The organism is Klebsiella sp. K5-204 (genome assembly GCF_030128585.1).
GTDB lineage: Bacteria > Pseudomonadota > Gammaproteobacteria > Enterobacterales > Enterobacteriaceae > Klebsiella > Klebsiella quasipneumoniae.
Map to the genome: position 1 here is coordinate 193,305 of NZ_JAKUZS010000001.1, position 15,428 is coordinate 208,732.

20 protein-coding genes are annotated in these 15,428 nt (G+C 54.3%); all 20 read left to right on the top strand.

Going from position 1 to position 15,428, the window contains the following annotated elements; genetic code table 11:
* Nucleotides 1-42: 42 nt before the first annotated feature.
* The 20 genes from MKR05_RS00980 to MKR05_RS01075 all read left to right on the top strand — a co-directional run bounded on the left by MKR05_RS00980 (nt 43) and on the right by MKR05_RS01075 (nt 14,655).
* Nucleotides 43-477 (top strand): phage terminase small subunit P27 family, encoded by a 435-nt coding sequence (locus MKR05_RS00980; RefSeq protein WP_012542168.1) that lies wholly within the window; start codon nt 43-45, stop codon nt 475-477.
* The gene (locus MKR05_RS00985) at nt 477-2,198 is read left to right on the top strand and encodes a terminase large subunit (protein WP_012542167.1); all 1,722 of its coding nucleotides are present in this window, start codon (nt 477-479) and stop codon (nt 2,196-2,198) included. Before MKR05_RS00980 ends, MKR05_RS00985 begins: the two co-directional genes overlap by 1 nt.
* Complete coding sequence (locus MKR05_RS00990; protein ID WP_017898992.1) at nt 2,192-2,371, top strand: hypothetical protein; 180 nt, start codon at nt 2,192-2,194, stop codon at nt 2,369-2,371. Before MKR05_RS00985 ends, MKR05_RS00990 begins: the two co-directional genes overlap by 7 nt.
* Entirely contained in the window at nt 2,371-3,630 is a 1,260-nt protein-coding gene (locus tag MKR05_RS00995) for a phage portal protein (RefSeq protein WP_284118027.1), read from the top strand. The genes MKR05_RS00990 and MKR05_RS00995 overlap by 1 nt, the downstream gene beginning before the upstream one ends.
* A gap of 36 nt (nt 3,631-3,666) precedes the next feature.
* Nucleotides 3,667-4,587 carry a S49 family peptidase gene (locus MKR05_RS01000; RefSeq protein ID WP_033128541.1) on the top strand — a complete coding sequence of 307 codons (921 nt, stop codon included), beginning with the start codon at nt 3,667-3,669 and terminating at the stop codon, nt 4,585-4,587.
* Nucleotides 4,588-4,664: 77 nt separating this feature from the next.
* On the top strand, nt 4,665-5,951 hold the full coding sequence (locus tag MKR05_RS01005; protein ID WP_284118028.1) for a phage major capsid protein: 1,287 nt from the start codon (nt 4,665-4,667) through the stop codon (nt 5,949-5,951).
* A gap of 57 nt (nt 5,952-6,008) precedes the next feature.
* Nucleotides 6,009-6,296 carry a hypothetical protein gene (locus MKR05_RS01010; protein ID WP_048964994.1) on the top strand — a complete coding sequence of 96 codons (288 nt, stop codon included), beginning with the start codon at nt 6,009-6,011 and terminating at the stop codon, nt 6,294-6,296.
* Nucleotides 6,277-6,594 carry a head-tail connector protein gene (locus MKR05_RS01015; RefSeq protein WP_023339902.1) on the top strand — a complete coding sequence of 106 codons (318 nt, stop codon included), beginning with the start codon at nt 6,277-6,279 and terminating at the stop codon, nt 6,592-6,594. The genes MKR05_RS01010 and MKR05_RS01015 overlap by 20 nt, the downstream gene beginning before the upstream one ends.
* Entirely contained in the window at nt 6,591-6,929 is a 339-nt protein-coding gene (locus MKR05_RS01020; protein ID WP_014228910.1) for a head-tail adaptor protein, read from the top strand. The genes MKR05_RS01015 and MKR05_RS01020 overlap by 4 nt, the downstream gene beginning before the upstream one ends.
* Nucleotides 6,910-7,290, top strand: coding sequence for a hypothetical protein (locus MKR05_RS01025; RefSeq protein ID WP_284118029.1), 381 nt, complete (start codon nt 6,910-6,912; stop codon nt 7,288-7,290). The genes MKR05_RS01020 and MKR05_RS01025 overlap by 20 nt, the downstream gene beginning before the upstream one ends.
* Nucleotides 7,291-7,294: 4 nt before the next feature.
* On the top strand, nt 7,295-7,708 hold the full coding sequence (locus MKR05_RS01030; protein ID WP_176713423.1) for an HK97-gp10 family putative phage morphogenesis protein: 414 nt from the start codon (nt 7,295-7,297) through the stop codon (nt 7,706-7,708).
* A 20-nt stretch (nt 7,709-7,728) separates the two neighbouring features.
* Nucleotides 7,729-8,208, top strand: coding sequence for a hypothetical protein (locus MKR05_RS01035; protein WP_049013950.1), 480 nt, complete (start codon nt 7,729-7,731; stop codon nt 8,206-8,208).
* 14 nt (nt 8,209-8,222) lie between these two features.
* Nucleotides 8,223-8,567 carry a hypothetical protein gene (locus MKR05_RS01040; protein WP_016160678.1) on the top strand — a complete coding sequence of 115 codons (345 nt, stop codon included), beginning with the start codon at nt 8,223-8,225 and terminating at the stop codon, nt 8,565-8,567.
* Between the two features lie 228 nt (nt 8,568-8,795).
* A complete protein-coding gene (locus tag MKR05_RS01045) occupies nt 8,796-11,792 on the top strand; it encodes a phage tail tape measure protein (protein WP_284118030.1) in 2,997 nt (998 codons plus the stop codon).
* Entirely contained in the window at nt 11,792-12,142 is a 351-nt protein-coding gene (locus MKR05_RS01050) for a phage tail protein (protein ID WP_044650396.1), read from the top strand. Before MKR05_RS01045 ends, MKR05_RS01050 begins: the two co-directional genes overlap by 1 nt.
* 12 nt (nt 12,143-12,154) lie before the next feature.
* Nucleotides 12,155-12,307 (top strand): hypothetical protein, encoded by a 153-nt coding sequence (locus MKR05_RS01055; protein ID WP_284118031.1) that lies wholly within the window; start codon nt 12,155-12,157, stop codon nt 12,305-12,307.
* Nucleotides 12,308-12,313: 6 nt separating this feature from the next.
* Entirely contained in the window at nt 12,314-12,514 is a 201-nt protein-coding gene (locus tag MKR05_RS01060) for a hypothetical protein (RefSeq protein WP_284123262.1), read from the top strand.
* 92 nt (nt 12,515-12,606) lie between these two features.
* Nucleotides 12,607-13,356, top strand: coding sequence for a phage minor tail protein L (locus tag MKR05_RS01065; protein ID WP_110209385.1), 750 nt, complete (start codon nt 12,607-12,609; stop codon nt 13,354-13,356).
* 2 nt (nt 13,357-13,358) lie between these two features.
* The gene (locus MKR05_RS01070; protein ID WP_064148978.1) at nt 13,359-14,066 is read left to right on the top strand and encodes a C40 family peptidase; all 708 of its coding nucleotides are present in this window, start codon (nt 13,359-13,361) and stop codon (nt 14,064-14,066) included.
* Nucleotides 14,056-14,655, top strand: a complete 600-nt coding sequence (locus tag MKR05_RS01075) for a tail assembly protein (RefSeq protein ID WP_016160684.1) — start codon at nt 14,056-14,058, stop codon at nt 14,653-14,655. Before MKR05_RS01070 ends, MKR05_RS01075 begins: the two co-directional genes overlap by 11 nt.
* Nucleotides 14,656-15,428 lie beyond the last annotated feature (773 nt).

Here is a 15,428-nt window from a genome sequence, read left to right on the forward strand (position 1 = left end):
GAAACTTTTTTCCGGAAGGTTTCATCTATCAAAGGAACGTTTATGGCCGGAGGAATTCGATCGTCCGGTGGTGGCCGAAAACCCACTTTACCCACCGGGCAAAAAAGCAAATTAACACGTATTGCGCCTCCCGCTGAGTTAATGGGGGAGGCGGCAATAAGAATGTGGAAGACGCAAAGCAAAATACTCATCGACCGAGGGGTGTTTGAGCTGGAGGACGCACCTTTGTTGCTGGCTTACTGCAATGCTTTTCATCTGATGCTCGAAGCCGAAAAAATGCTGGCCAGCGGACTGACCTCAGAAAGTGAAATGGGGGGCTTGAAAAAACACCCTGCAGTTAATGTCCGGAATGACTCGGTTTCCCAGCTTGCCCGCCTCGGCTCTCTGTTGGGGTTAGATCCGCTCAGTCGTCTTCGCATGACCAGCGGACAAAAGGATCCGGACGATGACGGGAATGAATTCGATGAGTTTGACTGATGGCTACCTATCCGAACGTCAATGCGGCGAACCAGTATGCGCGGGATATCGTTGGCGGGAAGATTCTGGCGTGTCAGTTAACGGTACTTGCCTGTCAGCGACATCTGGACGACCTCGAACGAGCAAAGGATCCCCACTGGCCCTACCGCTTCGATAAAAACAAAGCAGAACGGTTTCTTCGTTTTGCCCAGAAAATGCCTCATACCTCAGGGGAATGGGCCCGGCGTAAACTCCGGATTGAATTTGAAGCCTGGCAGAAGTTCGCTCTTGGCGTACCGTTTGGATGGGTACACAAGAAGACAGGCCTGCGTCGTTTCTCTGAAATCTATATCGAGGTGCCCAGGAAGAACGGGAAATCCGCTATTGCCGCTGCTGTAGGAAATTATATGTTTTGTGCAGATGGCGAGCATGGTGCAGAAGTCTATTGCGGCGCCACGACTGAAAAACAGGCATGGAAGGTATTTTCTCCGGCGCTGCAAATGGTGAAAAAGCTGCCGGCATTGCGGCAAAAATTCTCGATAAAACCCTGGGCAAAAAAAATGACGCGCCCTGACGGTTCGGTTTTTGCGCCTGTGATCGGTGACCCGGGGGATGGTGATTCGCCATCATGCGCCATCATTGATGAATATCACGAACATACTACTGATGCGCTTTACACCACCATGACCACCGGTATGGGGGCTCGTGAACAACCGATGACACTGATCATCACCACCGCCGGCTATGACATTACATCCCCTTGCTATGAAAAGCGTACTCAGGTTGTCGAGATCCTGCGGAGAACCCGTAATGGCGAGGAAAATGAAACCATATTTGGGCTGATTTATGGCCTTGATGACGATGATGACTGGACGACTCCTGAGGCATTAATCAAGGCAAACCCTAACTATGGCATTTCGGTAAAAGCAGATTTTCTCCGGGCTAAACAATTATTGGGTATGTCGACGCCCGGGCAGACAAACAAGATTCTGACCAAGCATTTCAATCGCTGGGTAAGCGCAAAATCAGCTTATTACGACCTGAGAAAATGGATGGATGCAGCCGATAAAAACCTTAAGTTGTCAGATTTTGAAGGGGAAGAATGCTGGCTGGGTATAGATCTGGCCTCGAAAGTTGACCTCAATGCCGTGGTTCCAGTTTTTCGTCGTGAAATAGACGGAATAACACATTTTTACTGTGTTTCTCCTCTGTTCTGGGCACCGGAAGAAACCATTTACTCGCAGGAGACCGCGCTGAAAAGTACCGCAGAACGTTATCAGTCCTTTGTCCGGCAGGGTAAGTTGATCCCGACCGATGGTGGCGAAGTTGATTACAGGCTGATATTTGAAACGATCCTGAAGCTGCGGAATACCGTAAAAATTGCCCAATGCCCCATTGATCCTTATGGCGCGACTTCATTACGTCACATGCTTGAGGAAGAGGGGCTTGAGCCTGTCGAGATAAGACAAAATTTTACCCATATGAGTGATCCTATGAGAGAGATTGAGGCTGCGCTCATCTCGGGGAGATTCCATCATGACGGACACCCTGTCATGAACTGGTGTATTTCCAATATCGTCGGCCAGTACCTTCCCGGAAGTGACGATATTGTGCGTCCCGGGAAAGAAGGGCGGCAGAACAAGATAGATGGTGCGGTTGGTTTAATGATGGGGCTGGGGCGCGCCATGCTTAACAGTTCAGTGATGACATCCGTATACGATGAGGAAGATATAGCATGCTAATTTCAGTTCTGAGTTTTATTGTCGGCCTCACTGGTGCTGGATTGTTATCCGCAGGTGCCTGGCTTATTTCTCCATCAGTGGGATTGATAACAGGGGGGATTATTTGTCTGGGCTGGTCATATATGACAACCCGGGCCTTTTCCTCCGGCGTCAGCAATGGCGGAGGTAAATAATGTTCCTACCCCAGATGTTCAGGGGCCGACAATACTCGGGTAATAGCTTCTGGGAAGCCATGCTGGGCGGGGTTCGTTCAAGCCAGAGCAAAACTGGCATCATAATCACGCCGGAAACCGCTCTTGGACTTTCAGCGGTCCGGGCCTGTGTCACCCTCCTGGCGGAGTCCGTCGCGCAGCTGCCGTGCGAACTTTACCGGCGGGATAATAATGGTGGGCGCCAGCGTGCGACGGATCACCCGGTTTATGACCTGATTCACTCCCAGCCTAACAGGAAAGACACCTCATTCGAGTATTTCGAGCAGCAGCAGGGGGTGCTGGGGCTGGAGGGAAATTGCTACTCGATCATCGAACGGGACGGAAAAGGCTACCCGAAAGAGCTGATCCCCATTAACCCGAAAAAGGTCATTGTGCTGAAAGGGCCGGACGGTATGCCGTATTACCAGCTCCCGGAAGTCGGCGAAATTCTGCCGATGCGCATGATGCACCATGTGAAGGTCTTTTCTCTGGATGGCTATATCGGTAGTTCCCCCATTCAGACGAACGCCGATGTTCTGGGGCTGAATCTGGCGGTTGAGGAGCATGCGGCCGCGACATTCCGGCGCGGGACAACGATGAGCGGGGTGATCGAGCGTCCGAAAGAGGCCGCGACCATTAAAAGCCAGGATGCTATTGATCGCCTGCTGGCGAAATGGACCGAGCGCCATTCCGGTATTCACAATATGTTCTCTGTGGCATTGCTGCAGGAGGGCATGAGCTACAAACAACTGTCACAGGATAACGAAAAGGCTCAGCTGCTACAGTCGCGACAGTGGGGCGTGGAAGAGGTCTGTCGGCTCTATAAAATCCCGCCACATATGGTGCAGATGCTGGCGAAAGCGACCAACAACAACATCGAGCACCAGGGGCTGCAGTTCGTGATGTACACGCTGCTGGCCTGGTTGAAACGCCATGAGGGGGCGCTGCAGCGCGATCTGCTTCTCCCCAGCGAACGCCGCGATTTGTACATCGAGTTCAACGTTTCCGGGCTGCTGAGAGGCGACCAGAAGTCACGCTATGAATCGTATGCGCTTGGCCGCCAGTGGGGATGGCTATCCACTAACGATATCCGGCGTATGGAGAATCTGCCGCCAATTGCCGGCGGGGACAAATACCTGACGCCGCTCAATATGGTCGACAGCGCGAAGATCCTTCCTGGCGATAAGTCGCCGACAGCAAAACAGCTGGCCGAAATCGAAACCCTTCTGGCCAGAGCCTGATTATTTCCCGCCGCGCGGGATGACCTGGAAGACAACATGACAACGAAATTAATTAACCTGCCGCACCTGGCAGATATGGTCTTTGGTGTGCCGCATTACGTTACCCGGCAAACAATGGACTCTGTGAAAGCAGTGCTCATCCCCCGTATTCAGGGGATCACCGAAGATGCCGTCATTCAGATGGCATTGAATCCGGGTAAATCACCTGCTGCTGAGCAGGTCCAGCCCACCGGCGGGGTGGCGGTGATCCCCGTTCACGGCATTCTCGTTCCACGCCGGGGGCAGATTACGGCGATGTGCTCCGAGCTGACCAGCTACGAGCGGATCCGCGGGCAGTTGCAGGCGGCGTTAAACGACCCCTCAATCAGCGAAATCGTTCTGGATATTAACTCCGGCGGCGGCGCAGCGGTGGGGTGCAAGGAGCTGGCCGATTACATTTATCAGTCTCGCGACACGAAACCCATCACGGCGATTGTGAACTACAGCGCGTATTCCGCCGCGTATTTCATCGCATCGGCCTGCAGCAAAATCATCGTCAGCCAGACCAGTGGCGTGGGGTCGATTGGTGTGATCATGGAGCACCTCGATACGTCGAAGATGGAAGAAAAAATGGGGCTGACGTTCACCACCATTTACCGGGGAGATAACAAAAATAACGGCACCCAACATGAACCACTGAGTGAAGAGTCGCTGGGTATGTTCCAGGGCATGATCGACGAAATGTACGAGACGTTTACGGGGTCAGTGGCCGAATATCGCGGCCTGAAGCAGCAGGCCATCATTGATACGCAGGCGGGGCTGTATTTTGGCCCTGGCGCTGTGTCAGCCGGCCTGGCGGATGAAGTCTCTGACCCCCAGGCGGCGATCAATGCTATCGCGGCAAAGTATCAGCAACCCCGTCAAAAAACCTCCATTCAGATGCAGGCAGCCGCGATGGACCTGCAAACCAAAATGTAACCCGGCGCAAACACAAACCGCGTCACCTTAAGCAGCCAGCAGGCTGCTTTTTTTATGTCTAAAAAGAGAGAAATCAAATGCCACAGATTGAAGAATTGCGTCGTCAGCGTGCGGGTATCAACGAACAGGTTCAGGCCCTGGCAACCATTGACGCCAGCGGCGGCACGCTGACTGCGGAGCAGCTGACGGAGTTTGCGAACCTGCAGCAGCAGTTCACTGATATCAGCGCCAAAATTGAACGCCTGGAAGCCGCCGAACGTGCTGCGGCGCTGGTCGCAAAGCCAGTCAAGGCTACCCAGCAGGGGCCGGCAGTCATCGTCAAAGCTGAGCCGAAGCAATACACAGGCGCAGGTATGACACGTATGGTGATGTCGATTGCCGCAGCGAAGGGTGATCTGCGTGATGCAGCGGTCTTTGCCGCTGAAGAACTGAATGATCAGTCTGTATCGATGGCCATTTCCACCGCTGCGGGTTCCGGTGGGGCGCTCATCCCGGAGAACATGCAAAACGAAGTCATCGAGCTGCTGAGCGACCGTACCATCGTCCGTAAGCTGGGCGCCCGCTCCATTCCGCTGCCAAACGGTAATCTGTCGTTACCGCGCTCGGCTGGCGGTGCAACAGCCAGCTACACCGGCGAAGGAAAGGATGCCAAATCGTCTGAATCAAAATTCGACGATGTAAAACTGAATGCCAAAACCATGATCGCACTGGTCCCGATGTCGAACCAGCTGATTGGCCGCGCCGGTTTTAACGTTGAGCAGCTGGTCCTGCAGGATATTCTGACCGCCATCTCTGTTCGTGAGGATAAAGCGTTTATGCGCGATGACGGTACCGGCGATACACCGATTGGTATGAAGGCGCGTGCGACACAGTGGAACCGCCTGCTGCCGTGGGAAGCGGGTTCCACGATCAACCTGAACACGGTCGATGAGTACCTGGACAAGATTATTTTGATGGCGATGGATGGCAACAGCCTGATGATCCGTTGTGGCTGGGGTATGTCGAACCGTACCTATATGAAGCTGTTTGGCCTGCGTGACGGCAACGGCAACAAAGTCTACCCGGAAATGGCGCAGGGGATGCTCAAGGGCTATTCGATTCAGCATACCAGCGCTATTCCGGTTAACCTGGGCGAAAGTGGCAAGGAATCGGAAATTTATTTCGCTGACTTTAATGATGTTGTTATCGGTGAAGATGGCGCCATGAAGGTCGATTTCTCCAGAGAAGCCACTTATCTGGATGCCGAAGGCAACACGGTTTCCGCGTTTGCGCGAAACCAGTCGCTGATCCGCGTCGTCCTCGAACACGATATCGGCTTCCGTCATCCGGAAGGGCTGGTGTTGGGTACCGGCGTCCTGTTCTAACCCACCCCTCTGTTAATAAAGCCCGCATATGCGGGCTTTTCCCTTTAAGGAGAATGTATGGCTGCGAAAAATAAAGCAGTGGAGCCGGAAGAAACGGCCGGACAGGACAACCATGCGACTGAGACCGCACAGGAAAACCATGCGAACGTCGTCGCACAGGCAGAACGTAAATCCGTTGTGTTCCTCGGTCCGCATAGCCGTTATTCCCGTGGTGATATCGCGTGGTTTGAAGGATCGCACGCCGAAGAGCTGGTTAAGCGCCGTATCGCGGTATGGCCGAAGGATGCCGAACGCGCGCTGAAACCGAAGCCGGGAGACAGCGATTTTGATACTGACATTGGATGATGTGAAAAACCAGCTACGCCTGGAACTGGATTTCACGGAGCATGACGCCATGCTCACGCAAATGGTGAACGCCGCGCAGCGGAGCATCGAGCGTGATTATTACTGCAAGCTGGTCACCAGTGATGAAGAGCTGCAGGCACTCCCGGAAACCGTCCGCGGATTTATCGCGGATGAAGATATCCGTCTGGCCATTCAGTTTCTGGTCAGCGATGCGTATCTGAATGGCCATACCGGACAGTGGCTGGAAACCGCTGCGGTGAGGCATCTTCTTTTCCCCCTGCAGGAGCATACGCTATGAGCCTGAAACCGGGTGATATGAACTGTCGCATTGCGATTAGCTACGTTCAGTCCGGTCGGGGGCCGCTGGGCGAACCGCTACCGGAAAAGCAGGTTGAATCGGGAAAAGCGTGGGCAAAACGGGAGCTGGTATCGGGGCGGAAAGTCCGCACGCTGGATCAGCAGCAGGTGGTGGAAACCTGCCTGTTTACGGTCTATCCGGGTGTGCTGGTTGATATCGACTGGAAAATCACGACGAAAAATCTGGTTTATACCGTCCGTAATATCGACCGCAAAACGGACCGGATCATTATCACGGGGGAGGCTGACGGTCGGCATGATAGAGCTGGCGATTAAGGGTGCGCTGGAGCGCATCACCGGCATGAATGCGCATCCGCTTTTACTGCCGGACACGGTCCAGGAAGGGGTGACATATCAGCGTATTTCGGATGCGCCGGTAGGGGCTGGCCTGGCCAGAACTGGGCTTTCCTCTGTCCGCATACAGGTGGCGATTTATCTGATCGATAACTACAGCCGCCTGCTGATGCTGGATAAGCAGATTTGGTCAGAATGGAAAGCCATTGTGCAAAGCTGTCTTGAGGATTGTCCGGTCAGTTACGTGACGCGCGGCAGTATCCAGCAGGACAAGATCACGCTGACCAGTGGTCGCATCCAGTACCGTCTGGTGCGCGACTTTATATTCACCACTCCGGAGTAACCCCATGCGCATTGAGATGAAATTCCCATCGGGGAAGGATTTTGAACGCCTGATTTTCGATATGGACAAGAAAGTCAGCACCAAGTTGTTGCGTGATGCCGGGCGCCGGGCGCTGGCCATCGTGCAGGAAGATATGCAGCAAAACGCCGGCTACGACGAGTTAAGCGGCGGGCCGCACATGCGCGACACGATCAAAATCCGTAGCTCAACCAGCGCAGCAAAGAGCGAGCGCTACGGGACTCTCATCACGTTTCGAGTCGGTCCCAGCAAAGCGCATCACATGAAAGCGCTGGCGCAGGAGTTCGGCACGGTGAAACAGGTGGCTAAGCCGTTTATTCGTCCGGCGCTGGATTACAACGTCGAAAAAGTGCTGTCGATACTGGCAGCTGAAATTCGCTATGGGCTGGAAGGCCGGTAGTCAAAAAGAGAGAGAAAAAAATGGGTGAAGACGTCATTAAAAGCCCCTCGGAATATGCAAGCATTCCGGCGGGAACCCGCACGTACTGGGGTATGAAAGGCACGCTGAAGGCGGCCGCAAAGCTACTGCAAAGTACGATGGCCATCGGTGCCGTAGGCAAAAAGGGTACCTTCATGAAGGTGACACGCCTGATTGACCGTGATCCGAAATACATGGCCGATATGGGCGAGGGTGAGGATAAAACCCTGGTGTTTATTGCCGATCCGACGGATGCGAATCAGCAGGCGTTGCTGGAAGCGGCGGAGGCCAATAAGACCGTGGTGTTTTTCTTCGACTTCCCAAATGGGCGCTCGGCGGAAATGGAGCTGGTGCTATCCGGATGGGCGCAGCAGGCCGTTGACCAGCCTGATGGTAAAGTCCTGCAGGACGAGGTATACGGCAAGCAGAACGGCGGCGTGAAATGGACTACCACGAACGCCGCCAATAGTGGTAGTGAATAAAAGGAATAACGACTGTGAATTATCAAAACCTTCTCAACCCTATTATCAAAGCCCACCCGATTACGCTGCTTGGTCAGCAGATCTTTATTCGCCGTCTGACGCAGGAGGAACTATGGGATTATGAAGCCGATCTGCAGGCGCTGGAAAAGAGCGATGACAACGCTCGCCAGACCTCTATCCGTGGCATCACACTGTTTCTCTCTGCGCTGGTAAATGAGGACGGAAGCCGCCCGGCAGCGGATGAACTCCCGGCCGCAGAGGCTTTTCTGTCAGCCCATTCGGGAGCAGATCTGCTGGAGGCGGTCATTGCCGTACAGCGTCATGCTATCGGCACACTGGAAGATGCCAAAAAAAACTAACCGAATCACCCCAGCTGCGCACCCTGTTTACGCTGGCAGATCGCTGGGGTGAGCCGGACCCCACGAAACTGGCCGCCATGCCGGCGAACATCCTGACCTACTGGGAGGCGTACTTTGCGCTCCTTAAAGAAGAGGGAGAACCACCACTGGCGGCTCCACAGTCATCTACAGCACCCTCTGCCGTAGCCCGGGATGATGATTTTGAAAACTGCCTGAGGGTTCTTGGAAATGGCTGATGTAGCATCACTCGCTGTCGCGTTGCACCTCAACCGTGCGACGTTTAATTCGCAGTTCGCTGACGCAATGCGTCAGGCGGATGGCAACGCACAGCAGTTCAACAAAAAAGCACAGGCTGATGCGGCAAAAACTGAGGCTGCCTTTAAGGGGATCGGCGTAGGTGTAAAAGCCGCTGATGCTGAATTTTCCAGGCTGGATAAACGTATCGAAAAGCTGGGGTCACTACGGCTTACCGGGCTGGATGAGATGCGTAACGTACTGGCGAATCTGTCTGCCGGTAGTGGCGTTACCGGCAGCAGTTTCACCACTGCGGCGATCTCGGCGCTGACCGAAGGTATGAGTACTGCGCTGACCAGTAGCACCCAAAGTCTGGAGCTACAGCGACAGGCTCAGATTGCCGCATCGCAGGCGGCGGTAGATGGCGCGCAGGCGTCTATCAACAATGCCCGCACGCTGCGAGAAGAGGCACTGGCGCGGCAGAAAGCAGCCGTACAAACCATTCAGGCGGCGCAGGCGGAGCGCGAGAAGGCGTTTGCGCTGGATGAGTATTATGCCAAACAAGCAGAGGTGAATAAGCAGTATGGCATCACGGCCAGCTATGAAGCAGAGCACGCGAAAAATGCCCGCACCATCAGCGAGGCCAATATAGCTGAGGCACGCGGGAAAAAGAGCCTGGCAGAAGCCACAAAAGAGGTTCTGGCCGCAGATATCGCTGAGTCTGACGCCAGGCGTACCCTGACCACCTCAACGCGAACGCTGGCCACGGCCAGCCAGGAGCTGACGTTCCGGCAGCGCGCAGCGGCGGCGGCGGCGGGAACACTGCGTGGCGCCCTGGCGCTGGTCGGTGGCCCGGTCGGGATCGGTATTATGGCGATCGCCGGCGCGGTGACGATGCTCTATTCTTCGTTTTCAAAGTCTCAGGAAACTATCAGCGGCTACAGCAATGCGTTATTCAAATCAGGGCAGCAGTCGATTATGTCGGTTCAGTATCTCCAGAGCCTGCAGTCGCAGCTGGGAGATACTGATGGTGCCGTAAAAGCGATCACCGCGTCTGTTAATGCCGGATTCGGTGGGGAAATGCTGGACCGTGTTGCCGGACTTGGCGCCCGGATGGAAGAGCTGGGGCAGAGTTCGGGGGATCTGGTCTCGATGCTCACGAATCTGCAGGGCGATCCTGTCCAGGCGATGGAGAAGCTGAACAATCAGGGAATTCAGCTAAACGCGACGTTTATCGATCAGATAGTCACGCTGCAGCGCCAGGGCAGGGAAAGTGAGGCTACGGCGCTCCTGCAAAAGCAGGCGATGGCCGAGCTGGAAAAGCAGATAAAGGATCAGGAAGATAAGGTTGACGGGCTGAAAGGGGCCTGGAAATCGCTGAAGGATTATGTCAGCAGCGCGTTTAAAACAATGGGTGACGCCCAGATGGCCACAGCCCAGGCGCAGGCGTCAGCATTGGGAATTAACCTGACACCCAGCCCGGACCCGGCGATAAAACAGCGCGAAGAGGTGGAAAGGCTGCGGAAGGAGCAAGAAAAGCTGCGGAAAGATACAGCTGATCGCCTGAAGGCCGAAAATACCGTTCAAGGACTGATGGCTGCTGGCGTGACAAAAGAGAAGCAGCGCGCCGATGCACTGGCGGTTCTCAATCGCACTCTCAAGAAAGGAACGGAAGAGTACGCGCAGGCGTTACGCGGTATAGATAAATTGTACGGGGAGAAGCAGAAGAAACCGGCGGCGTACAAAGATGACCAGGCCACCCAGCGTCTGCAGAGTCTGCGCGAGCAGGAATCGGTTCTTCGTCAGCAAAACCAGCAGACCGTTAACCTGACCGGTTCAGAGCGAAAGCTGCTGCAGTTCAACCAGGAGATCGCCGATCTCAAGGCAAAAAAAATCCTGACCGCCGGGCAGCGCAGCATTCTCAATGCTGAGCAGGAGTTGCGCGCTCAGCTGAACATCAACGTACAGCTGGAGAAGGCGAACATGCAGCGCCAGCTGTCGCTGAAAATGCAACAGGAGAATAATGAGCTGCACCGCTCAACCATTCAGCTACAGGCCGAGATGGATGCCAACGTGGCCAGGATGACGATGAGCAGCGCCGCCTATGACCAGATGGCGAAGGAGCAGCAGGTCAGGTCGAAATTCGCGAAGTTGCGCGAGGATGCAGATAGGGATTTTAAATCAGTAAACCCAACCATTTATAAAGCAAAAACTGCAGCATTGAACGCTGAGGAACAAAAGCAACTGAGCATAGTTCGCAATGGTGCCAGGGATAAAGCGCAGATTGAGGGTTCCTGGACCGAGGGATTACGAGCCGGGCTGCGTGAATGGGGCGCCGATGCAACCAATATTTATGCCCAGGTTCGTGACACCTCAGTCAATGCTATGGACAGTATGGCTAACTCGATCTGGCAAATGGCATCGCGGGGTAAATCGTCATTTAAGGAGATGGCGCTGTCTATCATTGACGATATTGGGCAGATGATAACAAAAATGCTCTTTTTTCAGTCCATCCGATCTGCAGGCTCAGCTATGTCGGGGTCCGGGATTGGCATCCTCGCGGATTTTGGCGGGTTTCTGTCTGGGTTCTCCGGCGGCGGGTATACCGGTGACGGCGGGAAGTATGAGGTTGCCGGGCCAGTCCACCGGGGTGAGTGGGTTGTGCCACAGGAGGTGGTTAAAAGGCCTGGCATGCTCAGCTTTCTGAACCAGTTAACTTACGGCAGTGGCTACGCCAACGGTGGGCGGGCTGGCGCGCCGAGCGGGGCGCTGCCGATGAGCGGCCAGAGCCAGCGCGCAGCAGGGGGAATAACGGTTAATATCCCGTTACAGGTGGTCAATAGCAATGGTAATCAGGACCAGTCCGGGAAGCGGTCAGAGAGTGGTATCGCTCAGATGAAGCAACAAATCATTCAGATAGTTTTGAGCACCCTGGATAAGGAAATGGGTAACGGTGGGATGATCGATGTAAAACTGAGGAGCATGCGCTAATGGCCGCACTGGAAACGTTCGACTGGTCGCCGCTGAATGGTCCCACTGCGGATATTAAATATGCGACGCGGTCCGTGAAATATGGTGATGGTTATGAGCAGGTCACTGGTGATGGTATTAATCCTGAATCGCAATCATGGCCACTGACATTCACCGACTACAGGGAGGAGGTCATGCCGATCCTGCAGTTTTTGCGCCGTCATGGCGAAACACGTGCATTCATATGGGTTAATCCGCTGGGCGAGCGGGGGCTATACCGTGCGACACAGATAAAGCCTCAACTGCTTGATTTTGCGCGCATGACCGTTACTGTTACGTTTGTGACGGCATACCGAGCCGCACCGATATAATGGAGAATGATAATGCAAAAAATGGTACTGGCGCTGGCAAGCATCGCCGTTCTTTTTTCCGGTACAGCGACAGCACGTGAGTTAACGGCGTCGGAAAAAAAGGTCATCGAAGAGTCTGCGAAGCAGAAGCTGAAAGATCCGGATAGCGCCAAAATTTATTGGTAACCGGATATGGGTGGGGATGCTTATTGCGCTCAAATTAACGCCAAAAATTCCTATGGAGGTTACGCAGGGAAAGCGCTTCTGTTGGCAGGTGTTAAACGTGATAGCCAAGGGAAAATCATTGAAGCTGGAGTATCTATTGACAGTGATGATATAGCCGAACTGATGATGCCAATTTGCACCGATGCCGGCTACCACTTTCCCCGTTAACCTCCCGTGCCGTCCGGCACCCACACCATCAACTTAACCCCGCTCTGCGGGGTTTTTTATTATTGGGACTACGGTCCCGCAGCGAGGACATTATGGGCATTGCAGCCGACGATCAAAAACTGGAACCCGGTAACGTTATCACTCTGTTCGAAGTGGATGGCACCACTTTTGGTGCAGACGTACTGTATTTTCACAACCACGCTATCCCGTATACCGAAGAAGAAATTATCGCCGCTGGCAGCGATGCGGAAAAGCTAACGGGCAAACCGATTTACTGGCAGGGCGTGAAATATACGCTCTGGCCATGTGAGATCGAGGACGTTGAGTCCAACGGTGAAGGTTCGCCAGCTTCCCCCAAGCTGTCCATTGCGAACCTGGATGGCTCAATCAGCGCGTTATGCCACATGTTCCAGGATATGAAGCAGGCGAAGGTAACGGTTCACCGCACGTATGCGCACTATCTCGATGCCAGGAACTTCCCTGACGGCAACCCACAGGCTGACCCGACAGCAGAGCAGATTGATGTTTTTTACATTGACAGTAAATCCAGCGATGACGATGAACAGGTCCAGTTCAAACTTAGCTCGCCGGTCGACGTTACCGGCCAGAAGTTGCCTGCACGCCAGATGACCAACCGTTGTGCCTGGTGCATGCAGGGCCAGTACCGTGGTGCTGACTGCGGCTATACCGGCACGCGTTATTACGACAAATTCGGCAATCCCGTAGACAACCCGGCACTGGACGTCTGCCCGGGAACAATCGCGGGCTGTAAGTTACGTTTTGGTGATGATGCCATGCTGCCGTTTGGCGGATTCCCGGCTATTGGCCTGCTGAGGATGTAGTCATGCTGAGCCAGAGACTGAAAACCGCTATTGAGGCGCACGCCGCGGATGTTTACCCGAACGAATGCTGTGGCCTGATTATCCGGGTCGGGCGGCAGCGGCGATATATTCGCTGCGAAAACAGTCATGAAATGCCGACGGAGCATTTTCGGATCGCAGCCGGTGACTGGATTGCCGCAGAAGATGCCGGAGACGTGCTGGCCGTAGTGCATTCGCATCCGGATGCAGGTCCGCACGCATCCGCCGAGGACCTGCAGGGCTGCCAGAAAACAGGTCTGCCGTGGATCATTATCAGCTGGCCAGGAGGCGACTACACCGTCACGACGCCGGATGATTCCCCGCCTCTTCTGAACCGTCCGTTTATCCACGGTAGCTGGGATTGCTACGGACTGGTCCGCGACTGGTATATGCAGGAGCGTGGTATCGAACTGCCTGATTTTCCCAGAGAGGACAACTGGTGGACCCGGGGGGAAAACCTGTATGTGCGGCACTATGCGGAGGCCGGGTTTTATTCTCACGCCAGCGAGCTGCAGGCAGGCGATGTGATCCTCATGCAGTACAGAGCGGACGAAATCAACCACGCCGGCATTTACCTGGGCAACGGAAAAATGTTGCACCACATGTATGGCCAGCTGAGTGGTGAGGTTCCATACGGTGGGATCTGGCGGGAGCGAACCATGCTGACGCTGAGGCATAAAAATGACGACTAATACGATAGAGAAAATGGTTCTGGTTCGCCTGTACGGCAAGCTGGGCAAGTTGTTCGGCCGGGAGCATCGCCTGTCGGTATCTTCTGTACGGGAGGCTATCCGCGCGCTGTGCATCATGGTTCCAGGACTGGAACGATGGCTGGAGACCAGCGAGGGACGTGGAGTCACGTACATGGTCTTTAACGGTGAAAAAAACCTGAGCCAGGATGACCTGTTTCTGAATGGTGTGCATGACGTAATCAAAATTGCGCCTGTGATTATTGGCAGCAAAAAAGCAGGGGTGTTCCAGACCATCTTTGGTGCCGTACTCGTTGCCGTTGGTATGGTGCTGAGTTTTACCCCTGCCGCTGCTGCCTCGCCGTTCCTCTACAAAATGGGGGCGGCGATGATGCTGGGCGGCGTTGTACAAATGCTGGCGCCCAGCGGTACCCAGGGTATGACAACGGATCGGGATACGAAAAAATCGTACTCATTTGGTGCGCCTGCTAATCAGGTCGCTGCCGGCAACGGTGTACCGATCTTGTATGGCCTGCGTGAAATAGGCGGCGTCATTATCAGTGGCGGTATTTATACCGAAGAACAGCAATAAAAAAATGCATTTTACCCTTCCCGCCACGGCGGGATTTTTTTTGCCCGGAGTTTGAGAATGGCTGAAATAAAAGGAATCGCTGGCGCTAAAAATAACGGTGGTAGCAAGGATAACGGGCAGAATCGCGGGACGGAAATTGCCTCGGTCGCCTATATGAAAATCTTGCTGGCACTGTCAGAAGGTCAAATTGCCGGTCAGTTTACCGGTCAGGATATTTGCCTCGACGGTACGCCGTTGCTCGATGCCGATGGCCATGAAAATTTTCCGGGCGTGACGTGGGAGTGGCGCAGTGGTCTGGTTGACCAGGATTACATTCAGGGTTTCCCGGCGGTCGAAAACGAAATCAGCGTCAGCACGGAAATCAAGTCTGGCACCCCGTGGGTAAAGGCGATCAACAACACGCAGCTGTCGGCTGTTCGCCTGCGTATTAAATTTCCGAACGGGGTCTACAGCCTGCGTGACAGCGGTGGCAAAGATGGTTACCGCATTGAGTTCGCCATCGATGTTTCAACAGACGGCAGCACGTATACCGAATATGGCCGCGATACCGTCGATGGCATAGCTAACACTGGCTATGAGCGCAGCTACCGCATCGATTTGCCGCGGGCAAACTCCGGCTGGCAGATCCGCGTTCGCCGTCTGACTGAGAATAAGAATAATAACAAAACGGCGGACGTGAGTCGTATCGAGTCGATAACGGAAATCGTTGACGCCAAACTGCGCTATCCGAACACCGCGCTGTTGTTCGTTCAGTTCGATTCAACGCTTTTTGA